We start from the raw sequence: 20,611 nt of genomic DNA, 5'->3' as shown, positions 1-20,611 counted from the left end.
GCCGGCCGCCGCGCCGTCCCGGTACGGCGCGGCGGCCGGTCTGACAGGGCCAGTGCTTTGCGGTGGGGCCTCACCTCCTCCTCGGTCGTCCAGCCCGCGTGGGACATCAGCCCGCGTGGGGCAGCCTGAATCCGTTCAGGGAGTGCAGTCCGGTGGGCGCCTCCGGCTCTGCGGCGGGCCGGGTGCCGTTGACCGGGCCGGTTGCGTCGACCCGGCGGTCCCCGGCGGCGGCCCGGTCGGCGAGGGCGTCGGGGACGACCATGCCGGTCAGCGCGTCGATCTGGCGGCGGGCGCGCTCGGCCTCGGCGCGGGCCGCGTCGCGTTCGCCGGTCAGCGCGGTCAGTGCGGCGCGCAGCTCGTCGACGGTGCGCGACAGCTGCCAGTTCTGCTGCTCGCACTCGTGCAGGCGCGCCTGCATCTGGTCGCGGTCGGCCACGGCCTGGCCGCGTTTGGTCTCCGCCTCGTGCAGGGCGGAGCGCAGGTCGTCGGCGGCGCGGCGGGCGGCGGCGGCCTCGATCCGCTGGCCCTCCACGATCGTCTCCGAGTCCGACAGCCGCGAGTGCAGGGTGACCAGCTCGGAGCGGGCCGACTCCAGCGCCGACAGCAGCTCGCTCTCGCGCTCGACGACCCGGTCGCGTTCGTGCGCGGCGGCGAGCTTGGCGGCGGCGGCCCGCTCGGCGGCCTCGCGGGCCTCGGCGGCCTCGCGGCGCGCGGCGTCGCGTTCGGCGGCGACCCGCTCGGTCTCCTCGCGGGCGGCGGCGGCCTCGCGTTCGGCGGCCTCCATCCGCTCCCGGGCGGCGGCGGCCTGCCGCCAGGCGGCCTCGGCCTGCCGCTGGGACTCGTCGCGCTCCTGCTGCGCGGCCGCGACGCGGGCGGCGGCCTGGGCGTCGGCGTCGGCGATGCGCCGCTCCACCCCGGCGACGCTCAGCTCGGAGGCCAGCGACCCGGCGAGCCGCCCGACGGCCTCCTCCATCTTCTCGACGATCTCCCAGGCCCAGGCGACCTGCCCGGTCAGCCCGGGGGTGTCGCGGCCGCGTTCGCGGCGCCGGCGGGCCTCGGCGGCGCACGCCCCGTCGTTGTCCTGGCAGTAGCGCACCGACCAGGTGCCGGGGACGGGCTGCGGGACGGGCCTGCCGCAGTTGGCGCACGGCCACACCTCGATGGAGTTCGGCGCCCGCTTCCCCGGCCGCGGCGCCGTCCGCTCGGGTGCCGCGCCGGCGCGCTCGGACCAGTCGGCGCCGGCCACCTTGACGTCGGTCGCCGCCTCCGGCCGGGCGTCGCCGTCCGGGGACGCCGCCGCGTGCTCCTCGCCGTCGCGACCGTCCGCCGAACCGTTACCGAGGGGCGCCACCTTCTGGTCCGTCATGCCCGGTCGTACGCACCGGCGGCCCGCGCCGTTCAACGCCCGCGCAAAAAACGGTTCCGCCGGGCCGCTAGGAGACCTGGTGGAGGGCGGCGCGGGCCATCGCGTACAGCAGGTCGCCCATGGCGGAACGGTCCACGGCGGAGGCGCTGTAGGGGGTGGAGTTGAGCAGGCCGAAGCAGGCGTGCACGGCGGCGCGCGCACGGTCCTCGGGGGGCGGGGCGTCGGGGCGCATGCGGCGCAGCACGCCGACCCACTCCTCCACGTACGCGCGCTGCAGGCGGCGGATCTGGTGGCGCTGCGGCTCGGGCACGTTGTCCAGCTCGCGCTCGTGGACGGTGATCAGCGCCGGGTTGTCGAGGGCGAACGCGATGTGCCAGCGCAGCAGGGCGTCCAGGGCCCGGGCGGGGTCGGGGTCGGCGGCGCGCCGCGCGCCCTCGGCCCGCAGCCGCTCGCTGATGTCGAGCAGCATCTCGGCCAGTACCGCCTCCTTGCCGCGGAAGTGCCGGTAGAGGGCGGGGCCGGTGAGCCCGACCGCGCGGCCGACGTCGCCGATGGAGGCGCCGTGGAAGCCGCGCCGGGCGAACAGTTCGGCGGCCGCGGCCAGGATCTCGGCCCGGCGCGGGGACGCCACCGCCGCCCGGCCGCCCGCGGGGCGCACGGGTTCGGAGGTCATGAGGGAAGTGTAGGGGGGTGGACGTCCGATGTTAACGAGTATTAACATCGGCCTTGTTAACGGTCATTAACACGACGAGGACGCCACCGATGACCGGACCCGTGCTGCCCACCCGCGCCGACCCGGCGGACCCGGCGTTCAAGGCCAACGCCGAGCACAACGCGGCGCTGGCCGCCGAGCTGCGCGACCGCATCGAGCGGGCCGGGCGCGGCGGGCCCGAGCGCGCCCGCCGGCGGCACGTGGCGCGCGGCAAGCTGCTGCCGCGCGACCGGGTGGACGCCCTGCTCGACCCGGGGTCGCCGTTCCTGGAGCTGTCGCCGCTGGCCGCCGACGGCATGTACGACGACGAGGCCCCCGGCGCCGGGATCATCACCGGGGTCGGGCGGATCTCGGGCCGCGAGTGCGTGGTCGTCGCCAACGACGCCACCGTCAAGGGCGGCACCTACTACCCGATGACGGTCAAAAAGCACCTGCGGGCGCAGGAGGTGGCGCTGCACAACCGGCTGCCGTGCGTCTACCTGGTCGACTCGGGCGGCGCGTTCCTGCCCCGCCAGGACGAGGTGTTCCCCGACCGCGAGCACTTCGGCCGGATCTTCTACAACCAGGCGACCATGTCGGCCCGCGGCATCCCGCAGATCGCCGCCGTGCTCGGCTCGTGCACCGCGGGCGGCGCCTACGTCCCGGCGATGAGCGACGAGGCGGTGATCGTCCGCGGCCAGGGCACGATCTTCCTGGGCGGCCCGCCGCTGGTGAAGGCCGCGACCGGCGAGGTCGTCACCGCCGAGGAGCTGGGCGGCGGGGAGCTGCACGCCCGCACCTCCGGCGTGACCGACCACCTGGCCGAGGACGATGCGCACGCGCTGGCGATCGTCCGCGACATCATCGCGACGCTCGGCCCGCGCGCGCCGCGCCCCTGGGACGTGGCGCCGCCCGAGCCGCCCGCCGCCGACCCCGGCGAGCTGTACGGGGTCGTGCCACCCGACCCGCGCACCCCCTACGACGTGCGCGAGGTGATCGCGCGGATCGTGGACGGCAGCCGGTTCCAGGAGTTCAAGAAGGAGTACGGCAGCACGCTGGTGACCGGCTTCGCCCGCGTCCACGGCCACCCGGTCGGCGTCGTGGCCAACAACGGCATCCTGTTCGCCGAGTCGGCGCTCAAGGGCGCGCACTTCATCGAGCTGTGCGACCGCCGCTCGGTGCCGCTGCTGTTCCTGCAGAACATCACCGGGTTCATGGTGGGCCGGCAGTACGAGGCGGGCGGCATCGCCAAGCACGGCGCCAAGATGGTCACCGCCGTGGCGTGCGCCCGCGTCCCCAAGTTCACCGTCGTGATCGGCGGATCGTTCGGCGCGGGCAACTACGCCATGTGCGGCCGGGCCTACTCCCCCCGCTTCCTGTGGATGTGGCCGAACGCGCGGATCTCGGTGATGGGCGGGGAGCAGGCCGCCGGCGTGCTGGCCACCGTCCGCCGCGACCAGCTGGAGGCGCGCGGCGAGCAGTGGCCGCAGGAGGCGGAGGAGGAGTTCAAGGCGCCGATCCGCGAGCAGTACGAGAAGCAGGGCAACCCGTACTACTCCACGGCGCGGCTGTGGGACGACGGCGTGATCGACCCCCTCGACACCCGCCGGGTCCTGGGGCTCGCGCTGTCCGCGGCGGCGAACGCGCCGCTGGAACCCGTCGGCTACGGCGTCTTCCGGATGTGAGGCCGCAAATGTTCGAAAGCGTCCTGGTGGCCAACCGCGGCGAGATCGCGGTCCGGGTGTTCCGCACGCTGCGGCGGCTGGGCGTCCGCTCGGTCGCCGTGCACACCGGCGCCGACGCCGGCGCGCGGCACGTCCGGGAGGCCGACGAGGCGGTGCGCATCCCGTCGTACCTCGACGCGGACGCGGTGGTCGCGGCGGCCCGCGCGGCCGGCGCCGAGGCCGTCCACCCCGGGTACGGCTTCCTGGCCGAGAACGCCGGGTTCGCCCGCGCCTGCGCCGCCGCCGGGCTGGTGTTCGTCGGCCCGCCCGCCGCGGCGATCGAGGCGATGGGCGACAAGATCCGCGCCAAGCGCACCGTCGCGGCGGCGGGCGTGCCGGTCGTGCCGGGCCGGGACGAGCCGGGCCTGCCGGACGAGGAGCTGGCCGCCGCCGCGCTGGAGGTGGGCCTGCCCGTGCTGCTCAAGCCGTCGGCGGGCGGCGGCGGCAAGGGCATGCGGCTGGTCCGCGACGCCGCCGAGCTGCCCGACGCGATCGCCGCCGCCCGCCGCGAGGCCCGCGCCGCGTTCGGCGACGACACCCTGCTGGTGGAGCGGTACGTCGGCAACCCCCGGCACATCGAGATCCAGGTGCTCGCCGACGCCCACGGCAACGCCGTCCACCTCGGCGAGCGCGAGTGCAGCCTGCAGCGCCGGCACCAGAAGATCGTGGAGGAGGCGCCGTCCCCGCTGCTGGACGAGGCGACCCGCGAGCGCATGGGCGCGGCGGCCGTCGCGGCGGCCCGGGCCGTCGGGTACACCGGCGCCGGGACGGTGGAGTACATCGTGCCGGCCGACCGCCCCGGCGAGTTCTTCTTCATGGAGATGAACACCCGGCTGCAGGTCGAGCACCCCGTCACCGAACTGGTCACCGGCCTCGACCTGGTGGAGCTGCAGCTGCGCGTCGCCGCCGGGGAGCCGCTCCCCCTCACCCAGGAGGAGGTGCGCCTGAACGGCCACGCCGTCGAGGCGCGCGTCTACGCCGAGGACCCGGCGCGCGGCTTCCTGCCCACGGGCGGCCGGGTGCTGCTGCTGGACGAACCGTCCGGCACCCGCGTCGACTCGGGCCTGGAGGAGGGCGACGAGGTCGGCGGCTCCTACGATCCGATGCTCGCCAAGGTGGTCGCCTGGGGCGCCGACCGCGCCGCCGCCCTGCACCGCCTCGACCGCGCGCTCGCGTCGTACACGCTGCTCGGCGTCCCCGCCAACGTGGCGTTCCTGCGGGCGCTGCTCAAGCACCCGGACGTGGCGGCCGGCCGTCTCGACACGGGCCTGGTCGAGCGTTCACCGGCCGACCTGACGGGGGACGGCTCCGTCCCCGCCGAGGTTTTGGCCGCCGCCGCGCTGGAACGCATGCTCGCCCTGGACCCCGGCGACGACGCCGACCCGTGGGACATCCCCGACGGCTGGCGTCCCGGCGCCCCCGCCTGGACCCCGTGGATCATCACCCCGGTCGGCGGCGACCCCGTGGAGGTGCGCGTCCAGGGCCGCGCCCACGACGCGCTCGTCGCCGTCGGCGACGCCGCGCCCGTCCGCGCGTCCCTTCGGCGCGACGGCCGCACGCTGACACTCGCCCACGGCGACCGCACCCTGACCTTCCGGCACGCCCGCGACGGCGGCACGCTGTGGCTCGGCCGCGACGGGCACGCCTGGGCGCTGGCCGAGCACGTGCGCGCCGAGACCGGGGGCGGCGCCTCCGCGGCCGGGGACGGCGTCGTCCGCAGCCCCATGCCCGGCACCGTCCTCTCCGTCAAGGCGAGCCAGGGCGAGCGGGTCGCCGCGGGCCAGCCGCTGGTGGTGGTGGAGGCGATGAAGATGGAGCACACCGTGACCGCGCCGGTCGCCGGCACGGTCACGGACCTGCCGGTCCGCGCGGGCGCGCAGGTCGCCCTGGACGCGGTGCTGGCCGTCATCGAGGAGGAGTGACGATGCGGGTGCCGCTGGACGGCCTGCCCGACCGGGTCGAGATCTACGAGGTCGGGCCGCGCGACGGGCTGCAGAACGAGAAGGCGACCGTCCCGGCGGACGTCAAGGCCGAGTTCGTCGCGCGGCTCGCCGACGCCGGACTGCGCACGATCGAGACGACCAGCTTCGTCCACCCCAGGTGGGTGCCGCAGCTGGCCGACGCCGAAGAGCTGCTGGCCGCCCTGCCCCCGGCGGCCCCGGGGGCGCGCCGCCCCGTCCTGGTGCCCAACGAACGGGGACTGGAGCGGGCGCTGCGCAACGGTGTCACCGAGATCGCGATCTTCGGCAGCGCCACCGAGTCGTTCGCCCGGCGCAACCTCAACCGCACCGTCGACGAGTCGATCGCGATGTTCGCGCCCGTCGTCGAACGCGCCCTCGCCGAGGGCATGTGGGTGCGCGCCTACGTGTCGATGGCGTGCGGCGACCCGTGGGAGGGCGACGTGCCGATCGACCAGGTGGTGCGCGTGGCCAAGCGCATGATGGACCTCGGCTGCGCGCAGCTGAGCATCGGCGACACCATCGGCGTCGGCACGCCCGGCCAGGTCACCGCGCTGATCGAGGCGCTGGTCGCGGCGGGCATCGGCGTCGACCGGCTCGCGGTGCACTTCCATGACACCTACGGGCAGGCCCTGGCCAACACGCTGGCCGCCCTGCGCGCCGGTGTCACCACGGTCGACGCCTCCGCCGGCGGCATCGGAGGCTGCCCGTACGCCGAGAGCGCCACCGGCAATCTGGCCACCGAGGACCTGGTGTGGATGCTGCACGGCCTCGGCATCGACACCGGCGTCGACCTCGCCGCCCTCGCCGCCACCAGTAGCTGGATGGCCGAGCGCCTCGGCCGTCCCAGTCCCTCCCGCGTCGTCCAGGCGCTGGCACCCAAGGAGCAGCAATGATCGACTTCACGCTCACCGAGGAGCAGGAGGAGCTGCGCCGGACCGTGGAGCGGTTCGCCCGCGAGTCCGTCGCGCCGGTGATCGGCGACCTGTACGAGCGGGGCGAGTTCCCGTACGAGATCGTCGCCGCGATGGGCAAGATGGGGCTGTTCGGCCTGCCGTTCCCCGAGGAGTACGGCGGCATGGGCGGCGACTACTTCACCCTCTGCCTCGCCCTGGAGGAACTGGCCCGCGTGGACTCCTCGGTGGCCATCACGCTGGAGGCCGCGGTGTCCCTGGGCGCCATGCCCGTCTACCGCTTCGGATCGCAGGAGCAGAAGGAGCGGTGGCTGCCGTCGCTGACGTCCGGCGAGAAACTGGCGGCCTTCGGGCTGACCGAACCGGGCGGCGGCTCCGACGTGCCCGGCGGCATGCGCACCACCGCCCGCCTGGACGGCGGCCACTGGGTGCTCAACGGGTCCAAGTCGTTCATCACCAACGCCGGCACCGACATCACCGCGTTCGTCACCGTCACCGCGCTGACCGGCGAGAACGAGATCTCGACGATCATCGTGCCGAACGGCACGCCCGGCTTCACCGTCGGCCGCAAGTACTCCAAGGTCGGCTGGTCGGCGTCCGACACCCGCGAGCTGGCGTTCGCCGACGTGCGGGTGCCCGCCGAGAACCTGGTCGGCGAGCGCGGCCGCGGCTACGCCCAGTTCCTGCGCATCCTGGACGAGGGCCGCATCGCCATCGCCGCGCTGTCGGTCGGCCTGGCCCAGGGCTGCGTGGACGAGTGCGTGCGCTACGCCGGCCAGCGCGTCGCCTTCGGCCGCGAGATCGGCCGCTACCAGGCCGTCCAGTTCAAGATCGCCGACATGGAGACCCGCGCGCACACCGCCCGCCTGGCCTACTACGCCGCCGCGGCCCGCATGCTGGCGGGGCTGCCGTTCAAGAAGGAGGCGTCCATCGCCAAGCTGGTCGCCTCCAACGCCGCCATGGACAACGCGCGCGACGCCACCCAGATCTTCGGCGGCTACGGCTTCATGAACGAGTACCCCGTGGGCCGCTTCTACCGGGACGCCAAGATCCTGGAGGTGGGCGAGGGCACCTCCGAGGTCCAGCGCATGCTCATCGCCCGCTCCCTGGGCCTGCCGCCCGCCGCCTGACGCCCGCCGCCTGACGCCCGGCGGCCCGTCCGGGCCCTCTGCGCGCCGCGACCGGGCGGGACGGCCCTGACGGCCCCCGGTGCAGCCGCCCGGTCCGCGGCCGCGCGTGGACTCGGCCGCCGCCTGCGGGTCGGGCCGGGAGCCGGAGGTGAATACCGGGCGCGTATATTAGGCGGCCGCGTCGACTGCGCATCGTCTGCCCCGAGGAGACCGCACCGTGACGTCCAGCGCGCCCTTCCACCCCTCCGACGGCGACCCCGTCCCGCCCTCGCTGCGCGGCTTCGCGCGGGTCCACGCCGACCTGGTCGAGCTGCACGAGAACCCCGCCCACCTGGTCGCGCGGCACCGTGCGCCGGGCCGGCGGGTGGGGCTGGTGTCGGGCGGCGGGTCCGGGCACGAGCCGATGCACGCCGGGTTCCTCGGCCGCGGCATGCTCGACGCGGTCGCGCCCGGCAAGGTGTTCGCCTCCCCGCACAACCGGCAGATCCTGGAGGCCAGCCGGAAGGCGGCCGGGCCCGGCGGCGTGATCCACGTGGTGAAGAACTACACCGGTGACCGCATCAACTTCGGCATCGCCGCCGAGCGGCTGCGGCTGGAGGGCATCGAGGTCCGCCGCGTGCTGGTGGACGACGACCTGGCCACCGACTCCGCCGACACCGCGACCGGGCGGCGCGGCACCGGCGCCACCGTCGTGGTGGAGAAGCTGCTCGGCGCCGCCGCCGACGACGGGCTCGGCATCGACGAACTGGCCGAGCTGGGCGCGGCGTTCGCCGCCGCGTCGCGCAGCCTGGCCGTGGCGTCCCGGGCGCAGACCTCCATGCACACCGGCAGGCCCGCGTTCGAGCTGGCCGAGGGCGAGCTGGAGTACGGCGTCGGCATCCACGGCGAGCGCGCCGCCAAGTCGATCCCCCGGCCGTCCACCGAGGACCTGGTGGACCGGATGCTGGACGAGGTGATCGCGGGCCTCCCGGCGGGGCCGGACGAGGTCGTCGCCGTCGTCAACGGCCTGGGCGGCACCACGCTGCTGGAGCTGTACGGGCTGCACGACCTGGTCGCCGGCGGGCTGGAGCGGCGCGGGTTCGCGCTGGCCGGCGCGCTGGTCGGCACGTTCGCCCCCGCCCTGGACATGGCCGGGTTCTCCATCACGCTGACCCGGATGCGGCCCGAGTGGAGAACCTGGTGGGCCGCCCCGGCCGTCACCCCCGCGTTCCCCCGCACCGCCCCCCGCACCACCGCCGAGGAGACCGTCTGATGCCCGCCACCGAGGCCGACCAGGAGTCCGTGCTGCGCCGCTACGCCGCCGCGGCCGAGGACGCGCACGCCGAGCTCACCGCGCTCGACCGGCACAGCGGCGACGGCGACTTCGGCGACAACCTGCGGGGCGGGCTGCGCGCGGCGGTCGCCGCGTTCGAGCGGTCCGGGGGGCCGGCGTTCGGCGTGCTCGGCACGGTGTTCCTGGACGAGGTCGGCGGCACCAGCGGCCCGCTGCTCGGCCTGCTGTTCACCGAGATCGCCCGGGCGCTGGAGTCCGGCGCGGACGCGGCGGCCTGGGCGGAGGGCGCGGCGGCCGGGCTGGCGGCCATCCAGCGCGTCGGCGAGGCGAAGGTGGGCGACCGCACGCTGGTGGACGCCCTGGCGCCCGCCGTCGACGCGCTGCGCGCGGGCGGGGACGACGCGTTCGCCGCCGCGGCGCGGGCCGCCGCCGAGGGCGCCGCCCGCACCGCGGAGCTGCGCGCCCGCATGGGCCGGGCCAGCTACGTCGGCGACCGCGTCAAGGGGCGGCCCGACCCGGGGGCGGTCGGGGTCGCGCTGCTGTTCTGGGCCCTCGCCACCGCCGCCGACCCCGCCGCGGACGTGCCCTCCCCGGTCCCCTCCCTGTGACGGCCGCTCCCGCACGGTAGGTCCACCGGGCACCGGGGTGCGCCGCGCCTCGCGGCGGACAAGTCGGCGGGTGTCTCGGCGGGCGTGTCGGCGAGCATGTCCCGGTGTCCGGGGAGCCTGAGGGGGATGTCGGGTATGTCACATCCGCATGGCGCTGCGGGTCACGGCCCGTTGCAGGGGGAGACGGCCGACGTGCACGGAAATGTCAGACCCCGCCGGAATACTCCCGGTACGGCGGGGGTTTAATCGTTCGCGAAAGTGTCAGTCGCTGCAGTATTTTGCTGCGGCATCCCGAAGCCCCGTCGTGATCCCGTCGCGCCCGCATGCCCGGGCCCAGATGATTGGAAGACCGTTTTGACCGCTCCCGCGTCTTCGCAGACGAAGGCCGATCCGCCGGACTCGGCGTCCGCTGGAGGGCTCGACCGCGGCGTGCTCGCGGTGGCCATCGTCGTCGTCCTCGGCGCGATCATGTCCATCCTGGACGTGACCGTCGTCAACGTCGCGCTCAAGCACCTGTCCGAGGACTTCGACGCGTCGCTCGCCACCATCCAGTGGGTGGCCACCGGCTACACGCTCGCACTGGCCACGGTCATCCCGGTGACCGGCTGGGCCTCCGCGCGGTTCGGCACCAAGCGCCTGTACATCCTGTCGATCGTGCTGTTCGTCGCCGGGTCCGCGCTGGCGGGCACGGCCTGGAACGCCGAGTCCCTGATCGCCTTCCGGGTGCTGCAGGGCCTGGGCGGCGGCATGATCATGCCCGCCGGCATGACGATCCTCACCCAGGCCGCCGGCCCGCAGCGGGTCGGCCAGGTGATGAGCATCGTCGGCATCCCGATGCTGCTCGGCCCGATCACCGGCCCCATCCTGGGCGGATGGCTGGTCGACGACGTCTCCTGGCGCTGGATCTTCTACATCAACGTGCCGATCGGCGCGGTGGCGCTGTTCCTGGCCGCGCGCATCCTCAAGCGCGACGAACCGCGCCCCGCCGAGCGGCTCGACTTCCTCGGGCTGCTGCTGCTGTCGCCGGGGCTGGCCGCGCTGATCTACGGGCTGGCCACCGGCGCGGAGAAGTCCGACTTCGGCCGTCCGAACGTGCTCATCGCCACCATCGCCGGGGCGGTGCTGACGCTCGGGTTCGTCGTCCACGCGCTCGGCCGCCACAACAAGAACCCGCTGATCGACCTGCGGCTGTTCCAGCGCCGCTCGGTGGCCACCGCGTCCGGCACGCTGGTGCTGTTCGCCTGCGCCTTCTTCGGCGCCATGCTGATCCTGCCGCTGTACTACCAGTCGGTGCGCGGCGAGAGCGCGTTCACCGCGGGCCTGCTGCTGGCCCCGCAGGGCGTGGGCGCCATGGTCACCATGCCGATCGGCGGCAAGCTCACCGACCGCGTGGGCCCCGGCCGGGTCGTGTGGATCGGCCTCACCATCGTGGTGCTGGGCGTCGCGGGCTTCGCCTCGCAGCTCACCGCCGACGCCTCGTACTGGGGGCTGGGCGCCGCGCTGTTCGTCATGGGGCTCGGCATGGGCATGACGATGATGCCGACCATGTCGGCCGCCATGCAGACCCTGCAGCACGACGAGGTGCCGCGGGCCTCCACCGCGCTGAACATCATCCAGCAGGTGGCGGGCTCGATCGGCACCGCGTTCATCGCCGTCCTGCTGGCCTCCCAGCTGCGGGCCCGCGACCTGCCCACCGGCGGCGGCGCGGCCGAGGCCCCCGCCGGGGCGCAGGCGCAGCAGGTGCCGCCCGAGGTCATGGCCCAGGTCTTCAACAAGATGGCCGACGCGTTCCAGACCACCTACTGGTGGTCGCTGGCGCTGCTGGTGCTGGCCTTCATCCCGGCGCTGATGCTGCCGCGCAAGAAGCCCGACGGCGCCGTCGACGCGCCCATGCCGATGCACTGAGCATCCGCACGGCCGAACGCCCCGTCCCGAGGTCTCAGCCTTCGGGGCGGGGCGTTCTCCGCTGTACGCCCCTCTCATCCCGCCTCGAAGGCGATTACGGAGCGGCCCCGGGCGCGGGGCGGCGGATGCCACGCCGGGGGCCGCCCGGCGCGGGATGCGAGGGGACGCGGGTCAGGGCCGCGGCCCGGTGGCGGCGTCCTTCCAGTACTCGTCCTTGAGCAGGCGCTTGTAGAGCTTGCCGGTGGCGTGGCGGGGCAGCTCGGCGCGGAAGTCGACCGAGCGCGGACACTTGTAGTGGGCCAGGCGCTCGCGGCAGTAGGCGATCAGCTCGGCCTCCAGCTCGGAGCCCGCGTCGTCCATGGACACCGGCTGCACGACGGCCTTGACCGACTCGCCCATCTCGGGGTCCGGCACGCCGATGACCGCCACGTCGGCGACCTTCGGATGCACGGCCAGCACGTTCTCGGCCTCCTGCGGGTAGATGTTCACCCCGCCGCTGATGATCATGTAGGAGCGGCGGTCGGTCAGGTACAGGAAGCCGTCCTCGTCCACGTAGCCGACGTCGCCGAGCGTCGTCCAGCCGCGGCCCTTGGGGTCGCGGGACGCGGCGGTCTTCTCGGCGTCGCCGTGGTACTCGAACTCGGGGCCGGCGCCGAAGTAGAGGGTGCCGGGCGTGCCGGGCGGCAGCTCGTCGCCGTTCTCGTCGAGGACGTGGATCTCGCCCAGCAGAGGCCGTCCGACCGTGCCCTTGTGGGTGAGCCAGTCCTGGGAGTCGGTGTAGACGAAGCAGTTGCCCTCGGTCCCGGCGTAGTACTCGTGCAGGATCGGGCCCCACCACTCGATCATCTGCTCCTTGACCGGGACGGGGCAGGGCGCGGCGGCGTGCACGGCGCACCGCAGCGTCGACAGGTCGTAGCGGGCGCGCACCTCCGGCGGCAGCTTGAGCATCCTAATGAAGTGGGTGGGCACCCACTGGCTGTGCGTCACCCCGTACTTGTCGATGGCCGCGAGGGCCTGCTCGGGGTCGAACTTCTCCATCACCACGACGGTGGCGCCGAACCGTTGGAAGGTGAGGCTGTAGCGCAGCGGCGCGGCGTGGTAGAGCGGCGCCGGGGACAGGTACACCGAGTCGCCGTCGGGCTGGAACAGCAGGGAGATCAGCTGGTAGAGGGGGCCCGGCGTGCCCATCGGGTCCAGCCGCAGCTCCGGTTTGACGCCCTTGGGGCGGCCGGTGGTGCCCGAGGAGTACAGCATGTCGACGCCCTCGCACTCGTCGGCGATGGGCGTCGGCGGATGGGCCGCGACCCGCTCCTCGTACGACTCGAAGCCCGGCGCGACGCCGTCCAGCATCAGCCGCAGCCGCACCCTGGGTGTGCGCTCGGTGACGGCCGCAGCGGTGCCGGCCAGGGCCTGCGAGGAGATGAAGACCTTCGCCTCGCAGTTGTCGACGATGTAGGCCAGCTCGTCGGCCTGCAGCCGCGAGCTGACGGCGGTGTAGTAGAGCCCGGAACGCTGCGCCGCCCAGGCCACGGCCAGGAACAGCGGATGGTTCTCGAGCATGAAGGCGACGTGGTCACCGGGGCGCAGCCCCTCGGCACGGAGGAGCTGCGCGAGCCGGTTGGACTCCTCGTCGAGTTCCCGGTACGTGACGATCCGCCCGGAGCCCGCCATGATCACGGCGGGCCTGCCGGGCGATCGCTCGGCGATCTGTCCCAGGTGCATGCGTCAGCACGGTACCCGGCGGAACGCCAAAATGGAACGGGATTCGGTTTCGGTTTACCGACGGTCCCGACCGGACCGCGGCTCAGACCAGCATGTGGTCGAAGTCGCCGTCCTTGGCACCGCCCACGAACGCCTCGACCTCCTCCCGCGTGTAGACGAGGATCGGTCCGTCCGGATACCGGGAGTTGCGCACCGCGATCTCCCCGGTGGGAAGTTCGGCCAACTCGACGCAGTTGCCGCTCGGGTTGCTGCGGCGGCTCTTCTGCCAGACGAGTCCGTGCCGCCAGAGGTCCGACAGCTCGTCGCCGTACATGCGTGCCCCCTTGTCAGGCCGTCTCGCCTCCCGCGCGGGAGGCTGCGATCTCGCCCCACCCCTGTAGCCATGGTACGAGATGCACGTGCATTCGTTCTTGCATTGGTTCATGCAGACGGTCTTGCATCTGCACGACATGGGGAGCAAGATAGCGAACGCCGCGCACTGAACACCCGCTCGCCACTGGGGTCTGACAATGATCGTTGACCAGGCAGACGACGTCGCCGCTCCGGCCGCGCACGGGGGGAGGCGGGCCTGGCGGCCCGCGGCCGCCGGGCGGGCGCTGTGGCCGGACGCCGGCCCGACGGCGTTGGTCCCGCCGGCCACACCGGGGCTGGCCGGCCACTGGCCGACGCCGCCCTCGGGGCGTCCGCGCACCGCCCGCCGGGTGCTGCCCGCCGACGCCGCCTCGCCGAAGGCGGCCCGCGAGTTCACGCGGGCCACGCTGGAGGAATGGGGGCTGGCCGACGCCGCCGAGGACGTCCTGGTCACGGTGTCCGAGCTGGTCACCAACGCGTTGCGGCACGGCCTGACGGGCCTGCTGCGCCCGGCGCCGCCGTGCCCCATCCAGGTGGTGCTGCTGGGGCATCCGCGCCGCCTGGTCGTGGCCGTCACCGACCCGGGCGCCCAGGTGCCCGAGCAGGCCGAGCCCGACCCGGACCGCTTCGGCGAGGCGGGCCGCGGCCTGGTGGTGGTCGGCGCGGTCAGCGACGCGTGGGGCTGGGCGCCCCTGTCCACCGGCGGCAAGGCCGTCTGGGCGGCCTTCGACCTGCGCCCGGCCTCCACCGGCCGCTGAGACCCCGGGCGGCCCGCCCGCGGGTTCCCCGGGCGTGCCGGAAGCCGCCCGGGGCCGCCGGGTGACGGCCGCCTGCCGCGTGCCCGAGACCGCCGGCTGCGGGGGCGGCTTTGCGCGGGGAGGTCGGCGCGAGCCGGGAGCCGGCGTCTCGGGCCGCGTCTGGAACGCCCCGTCCGGGCGGTGCGAGAGGGCGCCGAGCGGGCTGCGGCGAGGCTGCGAGCGCCGACGAGGGGGCGGCGTTCGCCGCGGCGCCGGCGGCTGGTCGGACGCGGCGTCCCCGCATCTGCCGGGCCCGGGGCACGAGCGGTGGTGACGGCGCGTCCGTCAAGTCGGTGGCACGCTCCACAACAAGCGCGCGGGTGGTGCGCCGGCGCGACGCGGTCGCCTCAGGACCGGGCGGCACAGGGGTTCGGACCGGTCATCCGCGGGGTTCGGACCGGGGAGCCGTCCTTTCGGCGGGGGGCACAGTCGGGTCGGTCGCTCAGGGGTTCGGAAGGCTGTGTCCCCCTAAGGTCCCCCTGCGGGGGACGGCGGGTCAGTTGACCCGTTGGGGCTGTTCCAGAGCGCTGAGGAAGTCCCTGGCCCAGCGGTCGACGTCGTGTTCGAGGACGCGCTTGCGCATCGCGCGCATGCGGCGGGCCTGTTCGGCCGGGTCGGCGTTCATCGCGGCCAGCATGGTGCTCTTGAGCCCGTCGATGTCGTACGGGTTGACCTGGAAGGCCCGCTTGAGCTCGGCGGCCGCGCCGGCGAACTCGCTGAGCACCAGCGCGCCGCGCAGGTCGTCGCGGCAGGCGACGTACTCCTTGGCGACCAGGTTCATGCCGTCCCGCAGCGGGGTGACCACCATGACGTCCGCGGCCAGGTAGAGGGCGGCCAGCTCGGCGCGGTCGTAGGAGGTGTGCAGGTAGTGCACGACGGGGAAGCCCAGCTCCCCGTAGTCGCCGTTGATGCGGCCGACCTGCTGCTCGATCTGGTCGCGCAGCAGCTGGTACTGCTCGACCCGCTCCCGGCTGGGCGTGGCGATCTGCACGAACACCGCCTGGCCCGGTTTGAGGTGGCCGTCCTCGAACAGCTCCCCGAACGCCTGCAGGCGCTGGGCGATGCCCTTGGTGTAGTCGAGCCGGTCGACGCCGAGCAGGATCGTGGGGTCGCCGAGGTCGGCACGGATCTCCTCGGCCCGCTCGCGCACGCTGGGCTGGGCGACCAGCGACTTCAGCTCGTCCACATCGACGGAGATGGGGAACGCGCGCGCCCGCACGACCCGCTCCTCCCACAGCACGTCCTGGCGGAAGTGCCGGGCGTCCAGCAGGCGGCGGCACAGCCGGACGAAGTTGGCCGCCGCGCCGGGCAGCTGGAAGCCGACCAGGTCGGCGCCCAGCAGGCCCTCCAGGATCTGCCGCCGCCACGGCAGCTGCCAGAACAGCTCCAGCGGCGGGAACGGGATGTGCAGGAAGAAGCCGATCCGCACGTCGCGGCGGCGGCGCCGCAGCATGGCCGGGACGAGCTGCAGCTGGTAGTCCTGCACCCACACCACGGCGTTCTCCGCGGCGACCTCGGCGGCCGCGTCGGCGAACCGCTCGTTGACGCTCACGTAGGCGTCCCACATCTCCCGGGAGTACACCGGCGGGGCCACCACGTCGTGGTAGAGCGGCCACAGCGTGGCGTTGGAGAACCCCTCGTAGTAGAGCTCGACGTCCCGCCTGGTCTGCTTGACCGGCCACAGGGACATGCCGTCCTCCTCGAACGGCTCCAGCTCCTCGTCGGGCGCGCCCGCCCATCCGATCCATGTGCCGTGACGCCGGCGCATCACCGGCGCGATGGCGCTGACCAGGCCCCCCGGGCTGCGCCGCCAGGAGGCCGTCCCGTCCTCGTCGACGACCCGGTCCACCGGCAGCCGGTTGGCCACCACCACGAACTCACTACCGTGCGTCACCAACGCACCGCCTTCCCAGCAATCTTCGACGATCACATGCCCAGAAACGGCAATCTGGAACTTCTCGCCATTCTGCCGTGATCCATATGACATCGGCATGACAGGGCTGTAGACGCAACCAGTCGGTACATAACGCGACAGATAGCACCAGGCCGGGACCTGGGCGCTCTTCCGGTCGCTTTCACTCGGCCGTTCACGCGGTCGTTCCGCATCGCGTGTTCGCTCCCACCCGAAACGGCGCCGGTCAGCGGGCGCGGGCGACGTCCGCACGGACGGTTAGTTCAAATCCGAACGAACTATGATGGTGATGTGACAGGCACCTCGCCCCTCGATCCCCGGCAGATGCGCGCCTGGCTGGGCTTTCTGACCGCCTCGCACCTGCTGGAGCACGAGATCGAACGCCAGCTCAAGCGCGACGGCGGGCTGTCGCACGGGGAGTTCGAGGTGCTGGTGCGGCTGGACTGGGCAGAGGGGCACCGGATGCGCATGTCCGACCTGGCCCGCGAGGCGATGGTCTCCAAGAGCAGGCTCACCTACCAGGTGGCGGGGCTGGAGAAGGACGGGCTGGTGCGGCGTCGGCCGTGCGACGCCGACCGCCGCGCGGTGTGGGCGGAGCTGACCGACAAGGGCGCCGCCGCGCTGGCCCGGGTCCGGCCCGGCCACCGGGCGGTGGTGCGCGAACTGCTCATCGAGCAGCTGTCGGACGACGAGCTGGAGGTGCTGGGCGAGGCACTGAACCGCGTGGCCGAGCGGCTGCGCGAACGGTCCCGGCAGCGCCGCCGGTAGCGCGGTGGACGACTTCGGCGGCATCGTCCGCACCCGGCCGCTGCGCGTGGCCCGCCCGTCGTGCGCGCGCGAGGTGGCCGACGCGGTGCGGCGGGCCGCGGCGGACGGCCTGCCGGTGGCGGCGCGCGGATGCGGGCACTCCACGGCGGGCGAGTCGCAGGCCCCGGGCGGCGTCATGATCGACATGCGCGGCATGCGGGCCGTCCACGACGTGGGCCGCGATCACATCACCGTGGACGCGGGCGCGACGTGGCGGGAGGTGCTGGACGCCACCCTGCCGCACGGGCTCACGCCGCCGGTGCTGACCGACCACCTCGACCTGACGGTGGGCGGCACGCTGTCGGCGGGCGGGGTGGGCGGGACGTCCCACGTGCACGGGACGCAGGCCGACAACGTGTCGGCGCTGGAGGTCGTCACCCGGCAGGGCGAGATCGCGGCGTGCTCGGCGTCGCGCCGCCGCGGGCTGTTCGACGCGGTGCGCGGGGGCATGGGCCGGCACGGCGTCATCACGCGGGCCACGCTGCGGCTGGTCGCGGCGCCCGAGCGGGTGCTGGTGTGCACGGTGCCGTGCCGGGACGCGGGCGACCTGGTCGCCCTCCAGCGCCGCGTCCGGGCCGATCACGTCTCCGGCCAGGCCAAGCCCGCCGAGGCGGGGTGGCGGTTCGAGGCCAAGGCCGCGGTGTTCGACGGGACGCGTCCGCCCGAGGGGGTGGCGCCGTCGAAGGTGGAGCGGCTCCCCTACCGCGACTTCGCCGACCGGATGCGGCCGGACGTGGCGGAGCTGGTCCGGTTGGGCGAGTGGGCGCGGCCGCATCCGTGGGCGATGGTGCTGCTGCCCGCCGCCCGCGCGGCGGAGCTGATCGGCGAGGTGCTCGCCGGGACGGAGGTCCGCGACGTCGGCCTCAGCGGCGTCGTGCTGGTCAAGGCGCTGCGGATCGGCCGCGTGCCGATGCTGCGCTCCCCCGCCGACCCGGTGCTGTTCGGCATGCTGCGCACCGCCTCGCCCGGCTGCCGGACGGCCGCGGAGATGGCGGCCGCCAACCGCCGCCTGCACGAGCGGGCCGCGGCCGCCGGCGGCGTCCCCTACCCCGCCTCCTGATCAGCCGGGCTCCTGCGCCCGGCCGTCCCGGACCGGGTGGGCGGCCTGGAAGGCCAGGCGGTCGTCGGCGCGGGCGGCGATGCGGCCGAGCGCGTCGTCGAGTTCGAGGAAGACCTCCCAGGCCGGTTCGCCCGAGGCGGCGGCGAGCCGGTCGACCAGGCGCTGCTCCAGGTCGGGGACGCGCTTGGCCTTCCACGCCTTGTCGGCGAGGCCGACCAGCAGGTCCTCGACCGTGACGCCGTCGCCGTCCCAGGCGGCGTGGGTGCGGGCGAACCGGGCCAGCCGCTCCTCCACGCCGTGCGCGCGCAGCAGGGCGTGCCCGGCCGCCTCGTGCCGGTCGCCGGGGCCGGACAGCTCGGCGGGGTGCAGCACCTTGCCGATGTCGTGCGTCGCCGCGCCGAACAGCACCGCCTCGGCGTCGACCGGAACGCCCGGGTACGCCGCGGCCATCCACTCGACCAGCTCGCCGGCCGCCTCGTGCACGGCGCGCAGGTGGGCGGCCAGCCGGGGCGGGGCGTCCAGGTCGGCCAGCAGGCGGGCGGCGCGGGCGGGCAGCGGCGGCGGGCCGGGCGCCGTCAGCGCGCGCCGCAGGGCGGGCGAGGTCACCGCTGGGCCAGCGCGATGACCTCGGCGCCCGGCAGCGCGGCCAGCGCCTTGCCGGGCAGCAGCAGCTTGGAGCCGCGGATGCCGCTGCCGACGACGGCCTGCGGCAGCGCGGCGGCCGCCTCGTCCACCAGCACCGGCCAGTCTCCGGGGATGCCGAACGGCGTGATGCCGCCGTACTCCATGCGGGTGCGGGAGGTCGCCTCGTCCATGGGGGCGAACGACACCTTGCGCGCGCCCAGGTGCCTGCGCACCGCGCCGTTGACGTCGGCGCGGTCGGTGGCCCGCACCATGCACGCGGCGTAGCGGACCTCGCCGCCCCGCTTGGCGGCGACGATCACGCAGTTGACGCTGGCCTCCAGCGGCACGTCGTAGTGCGCGCAGAACTCGGCGGTGTCGGCCAGGGCCGGGTCGATCGGCGCGACGTACGCCTCCGGCACGTCGCGCACGGCCGCGGCGACCGGCTCGGCGAGCAGGTCGGGCCGCTCGGCCGCGGGCGCCCAGTCCAGGTTTCCCAGCATCGCTTCGTCTCTCCCCTGTGTCGTTTCGCGTCCCAACGATGCCATGTGTCCGCGGCCGTCCGGTCAGCCGACGTGCTCACGTTGGGAGCCGCGGGTGCGCCGGTGCGCCCCCGGCGGCTGGCCGCCGCCCTTGCCGCGCCCCTTCACGATGCGCACGATGAGGAAGACGACCACCGCCAGCCCGGCGAGCCCGACGACGACCTTGGAGTAGGCGCCGACGTACTCCTCCACCAGGTGCCAGTTGTCGCCGAGCTGGTACCCGGCCAGCACGAACACGGTGTTCCAGATGGCGCTGCCCGCCGCGGTGTAGATCAGGAACGCCGGCATCGACATGCGCTCCACGCCCGCGGGCACGGAGATGAAGCTGCGGAACAGCGGGATGAACCGGCCGAAGAACACCGCTTTGCCGCCGTGCCGGGCGAACCACGCCTCGGTGCGGTCCAGGTCCTCCAGCTTGACCAGCGGCATCCGGGCCACCAGGCGGCGGATGCGGACCCGTCCGATCATGGCGCCGATCAGGTACAGCGCCAGCGCGCCGACCACCGAGCCGACCGTCGTCCAGATCAGCGCGGCGACCAGGCTCATGTCTCCGCGCGCCGCGGTGAACCCGGCCAGCGGCAGGATCACCTCGCTGGGCAGCGGGGGGAAGATGTTCTCCAGGGCGATGGCCGCGCCCGCGCCGATGGCGCCCAGCCGCTCCATCAGGTCGGTGGCCCAGCCCGTGATGCCGCCGGTCGGCTCGGCGGCGCCGCCGGCGTCCGCCCGCCCCCCGGCGAGCGCCAGGTGCGTCATTGCGATCATGTCCCAAAGGCTACGGATGCCGCAGTGTGCCCCGCCATGAAAACGACCACCCGGTTCACCGGCCGTGCGCCGCACCGGACACCTGCGGAAAACCACAGGGTACCGGCGAACGCCCGGGACGCGGCCGCGCTCGGGACCAAGCGGGTGACGCAGCGGGGCCGGGAGCGGGGCCGGTGCGGGGCCGGGGCGGGTCAGGACAGGGCGGCGGACGCGTCGCCGCGGCGGGACGCCAGGTGCGCGCCGCGCTCCCACTCGTTGTCGAACGCCAGCACGGTCGCCATGACCGGGGCGCCGGGCGGCGCGTCCTCCCGCGTGATCACCACGTGGCAGAGCCCGCCGCGCTCGGCCAGGTAGACGGCCTGCTCGGCGTCGCGTTCGTAGAGCCGGACGCCGCGGAAGCGGGCGACCACCTCGTCGAACCGGACGGTCTGCCTGCGCATGCGCGCCTCCCCCTCACGCCCTTCACGC

The 20,611-nt window shown here is 74.4% G+C and carries 19 protein-coding genes; 10 read left to right on the top strand and 9 right to left on the bottom strand.

Annotation, left to right across the window (positions count from 1 at the left end; translation table 11 throughout):
- Window positions 1-106: 106 nt before the first annotated feature.
- Together QSK22_RS08170 and QSK22_RS08165 are read right to left on the bottom strand one after the other, a co-directional pair.
- A complete protein-coding gene (locus QSK22_RS08170) occupies window positions 107-1,366 on the bottom strand; it encodes a chromosome segregation ATPase (protein WP_285493400.1) in 1,260 nt (419 codons plus the stop codon).
- A gap of 67 nt (window positions 1,367-1,433) precedes the next feature.
- Complete coding sequence (locus QSK22_RS08165; RefSeq protein ID WP_285493399.1) at window positions 1,434-2,039, bottom strand: SACE_7040 family transcriptional regulator; 606 nt, start codon at window positions 2,037-2,039, stop codon at window positions 1,434-1,436.
- A gap of 101 nt (window positions 2,040-2,140) precedes the next feature.
- On the opposite strand from QSK22_RS08165, the gene QSK22_RS08160 reads away from it, so the two are divergent.
- From QSK22_RS08160 to QSK22_RS08130, 7 genes are all read left to right on the top strand, one after another.
- Entirely contained in the window at window positions 2,141-3,742 is a 1,602-nt protein-coding gene (locus tag QSK22_RS08160) for a carboxyl transferase domain-containing protein (protein ID WP_502872290.1), read from the top strand.
- Between the two features lie 8 nt (window positions 3,743-3,750).
- Window positions 3,751-5,703 (top strand): acetyl/propionyl/methylcrotonyl-CoA carboxylase subunit alpha, encoded by a 1,953-nt coding sequence (locus QSK22_RS08155; RefSeq protein WP_285493397.1) that lies wholly within the window; start codon window positions 3,751-3,753, stop codon window positions 5,701-5,703.
- Between the two features lie 2 nt (window positions 5,704-5,705).
- Window positions 5,706-6,635, top strand: a complete 930-nt coding sequence (locus QSK22_RS08150) for a hydroxymethylglutaryl-CoA lyase (RefSeq protein ID WP_285493396.1) — start codon at window positions 5,706-5,708, stop codon at window positions 6,633-6,635.
- Window positions 6,632-7,783 (top strand): acyl-CoA dehydrogenase family protein, encoded by a 1,152-nt coding sequence (locus QSK22_RS08145; RefSeq protein WP_285493395.1) that lies wholly within the window; start codon window positions 6,632-6,634, stop codon window positions 7,781-7,783. The genes QSK22_RS08150 and QSK22_RS08145 overlap by 4 nt, the downstream gene beginning before the upstream one ends.
- Before the next feature lie 217 nt (window positions 7,784-8,000).
- Window positions 8,001-9,035 (top strand): dihydroxyacetone kinase subunit DhaK, encoded by a 1,035-nt coding sequence (locus QSK22_RS08140; RefSeq protein ID WP_285493394.1) that lies wholly within the window; start codon window positions 8,001-8,003, stop codon window positions 9,033-9,035.
- A complete protein-coding gene (locus QSK22_RS08135) occupies window positions 9,035-9,664 on the top strand; it encodes a DAK2 domain-containing protein (protein ID WP_285493393.1) in 630 nt (209 codons plus the stop codon). The genes QSK22_RS08140 and QSK22_RS08135 overlap by 1 nt, the downstream gene beginning before the upstream one ends.
- 354 nt (window positions 9,665-10,018) lie before the next feature.
- Complete coding sequence (locus QSK22_RS08130) at window positions 10,019-11,569, top strand: DHA2 family efflux MFS transporter permease subunit (RefSeq protein ID WP_285493392.1); 1,551 nt, start codon at window positions 10,019-10,021, stop codon at window positions 11,567-11,569.
- Window positions 11,570-11,740: 171 nt separating this feature from the next.
- Here the strand turns inward: QSK22_RS08130 and QSK22_RS08125 are convergent, their stop codons facing one another.
- Together QSK22_RS08125 and QSK22_RS08120 are read right to left on the bottom strand one after the other, a co-directional pair.
- Window positions 11,741-13,291: an acyl-CoA synthetase gene (locus tag QSK22_RS08125; RefSeq protein WP_285493391.1), complete on the bottom strand. Its 1,551-nt coding sequence runs from the start codon at window positions 13,289-13,291 to the stop codon at window positions 11,741-11,743.
- Window positions 13,292-13,373: 82 nt separating this feature from the next.
- Complete coding sequence (locus QSK22_RS08120; protein ID WP_285493390.1) at window positions 13,374-13,604, bottom strand: DUF397 domain-containing protein; 231 nt, start codon at window positions 13,602-13,604, stop codon at window positions 13,374-13,376.
- A 196-nt stretch (window positions 13,605-13,800) separates the two neighbouring features.
- Between QSK22_RS08120 and QSK22_RS08115 the strand changes: the two genes are divergently transcribed.
- On the top strand, window positions 13,801-14,400 hold the full coding sequence (locus tag QSK22_RS08115; protein WP_285493389.1) for an ATP-binding protein: 600 nt from the start codon (window positions 13,801-13,803) through the stop codon (window positions 14,398-14,400).
- 535 nt (window positions 14,401-14,935) lie between these two features.
- Here QSK22_RS08115 and QSK22_RS08110 read toward each other — a convergent pair.
- On the bottom strand, window positions 14,936-16,333 hold the full coding sequence (locus QSK22_RS08110) for an alpha,alpha-trehalose-phosphate synthase (UDP-forming) (protein WP_285493388.1): 1,398 nt from the start codon (window positions 16,331-16,333) through the stop codon (window positions 14,936-14,938).
- A gap of 309 nt (window positions 16,334-16,642) precedes the next feature.
- On the opposite strand from QSK22_RS08110, the gene QSK22_RS08105 reads away from it, so the two are divergent.
- Window positions 16,643-17,119, top strand: a complete 477-nt coding sequence (locus tag QSK22_RS08105; RefSeq protein WP_285493387.1) for a MarR family winged helix-turn-helix transcriptional regulator — start codon at window positions 16,643-16,645, stop codon at window positions 17,117-17,119.
- 4 nt (window positions 17,120-17,123) lie between these two features.
- Window positions 17,124-18,218 carry an FAD-binding protein gene (locus tag QSK22_RS08100; protein WP_285493386.1) on the top strand — a complete coding sequence of 365 codons (1,095 nt, stop codon included), beginning with the start codon at window positions 17,124-17,126 and terminating at the stop codon, window positions 18,216-18,218.
- On the opposite strand, the gene QSK22_RS08095 is transcribed toward QSK22_RS08100, so the two are convergent.
- The 4 genes from QSK22_RS08095 to QSK22_RS08080 all read right to left on the bottom strand — a co-directional run bounded on the left by QSK22_RS08095 (window position 18,219) and on the right by QSK22_RS08080 (window position 20,583).
- Window positions 18,219-18,824 carry an HD domain-containing protein gene (locus tag QSK22_RS08095; RefSeq protein ID WP_285493385.1) on the bottom strand — a complete coding sequence of 202 codons (606 nt, stop codon included), beginning with the start codon at window positions 18,822-18,824 and terminating at the stop codon, window positions 18,219-18,221. It lies immediately after the preceding gene.
- Window positions 18,821-19,342, bottom strand: coding sequence for a YbaK/EbsC family protein (locus QSK22_RS08090; RefSeq protein ID WP_285493384.1), 522 nt, complete (start codon window positions 19,340-19,342; stop codon window positions 18,821-18,823). The genes QSK22_RS08095 and QSK22_RS08090 overlap by 4 nt, the downstream gene beginning before the upstream one ends.
- 63 nt (window positions 19,343-19,405) lie before the next feature.
- Complete coding sequence (locus QSK22_RS08085) at window positions 19,406-20,143, bottom strand: DedA family protein (RefSeq protein WP_352231421.1); 738 nt, start codon at window positions 20,141-20,143, stop codon at window positions 19,406-19,408.
- 191 nt (window positions 20,144-20,334) lie between these two features.
- Window positions 20,335-20,583, bottom strand: a complete 249-nt coding sequence (locus QSK22_RS08080; protein WP_285493383.1) for a hypothetical protein — start codon at window positions 20,581-20,583, stop codon at window positions 20,335-20,337.
- Window positions 20,584-20,611 lie beyond the last annotated feature (28 nt).

It is taken from the genome of Actinomadura sp. NBRC 104425 (genome assembly GCF_030269545.1).
Taxonomy (GTDB): Bacteria; Actinomycetota; Actinomycetes; order Streptosporangiales; family Streptosporangiaceae; genus Spirillospora; species Spirillospora keratinilytica.
The sequence above is the reverse complement of the archived record's forward strand: the minus strand, read 5'-3'. Positions and strand labels throughout refer to the sequence as shown.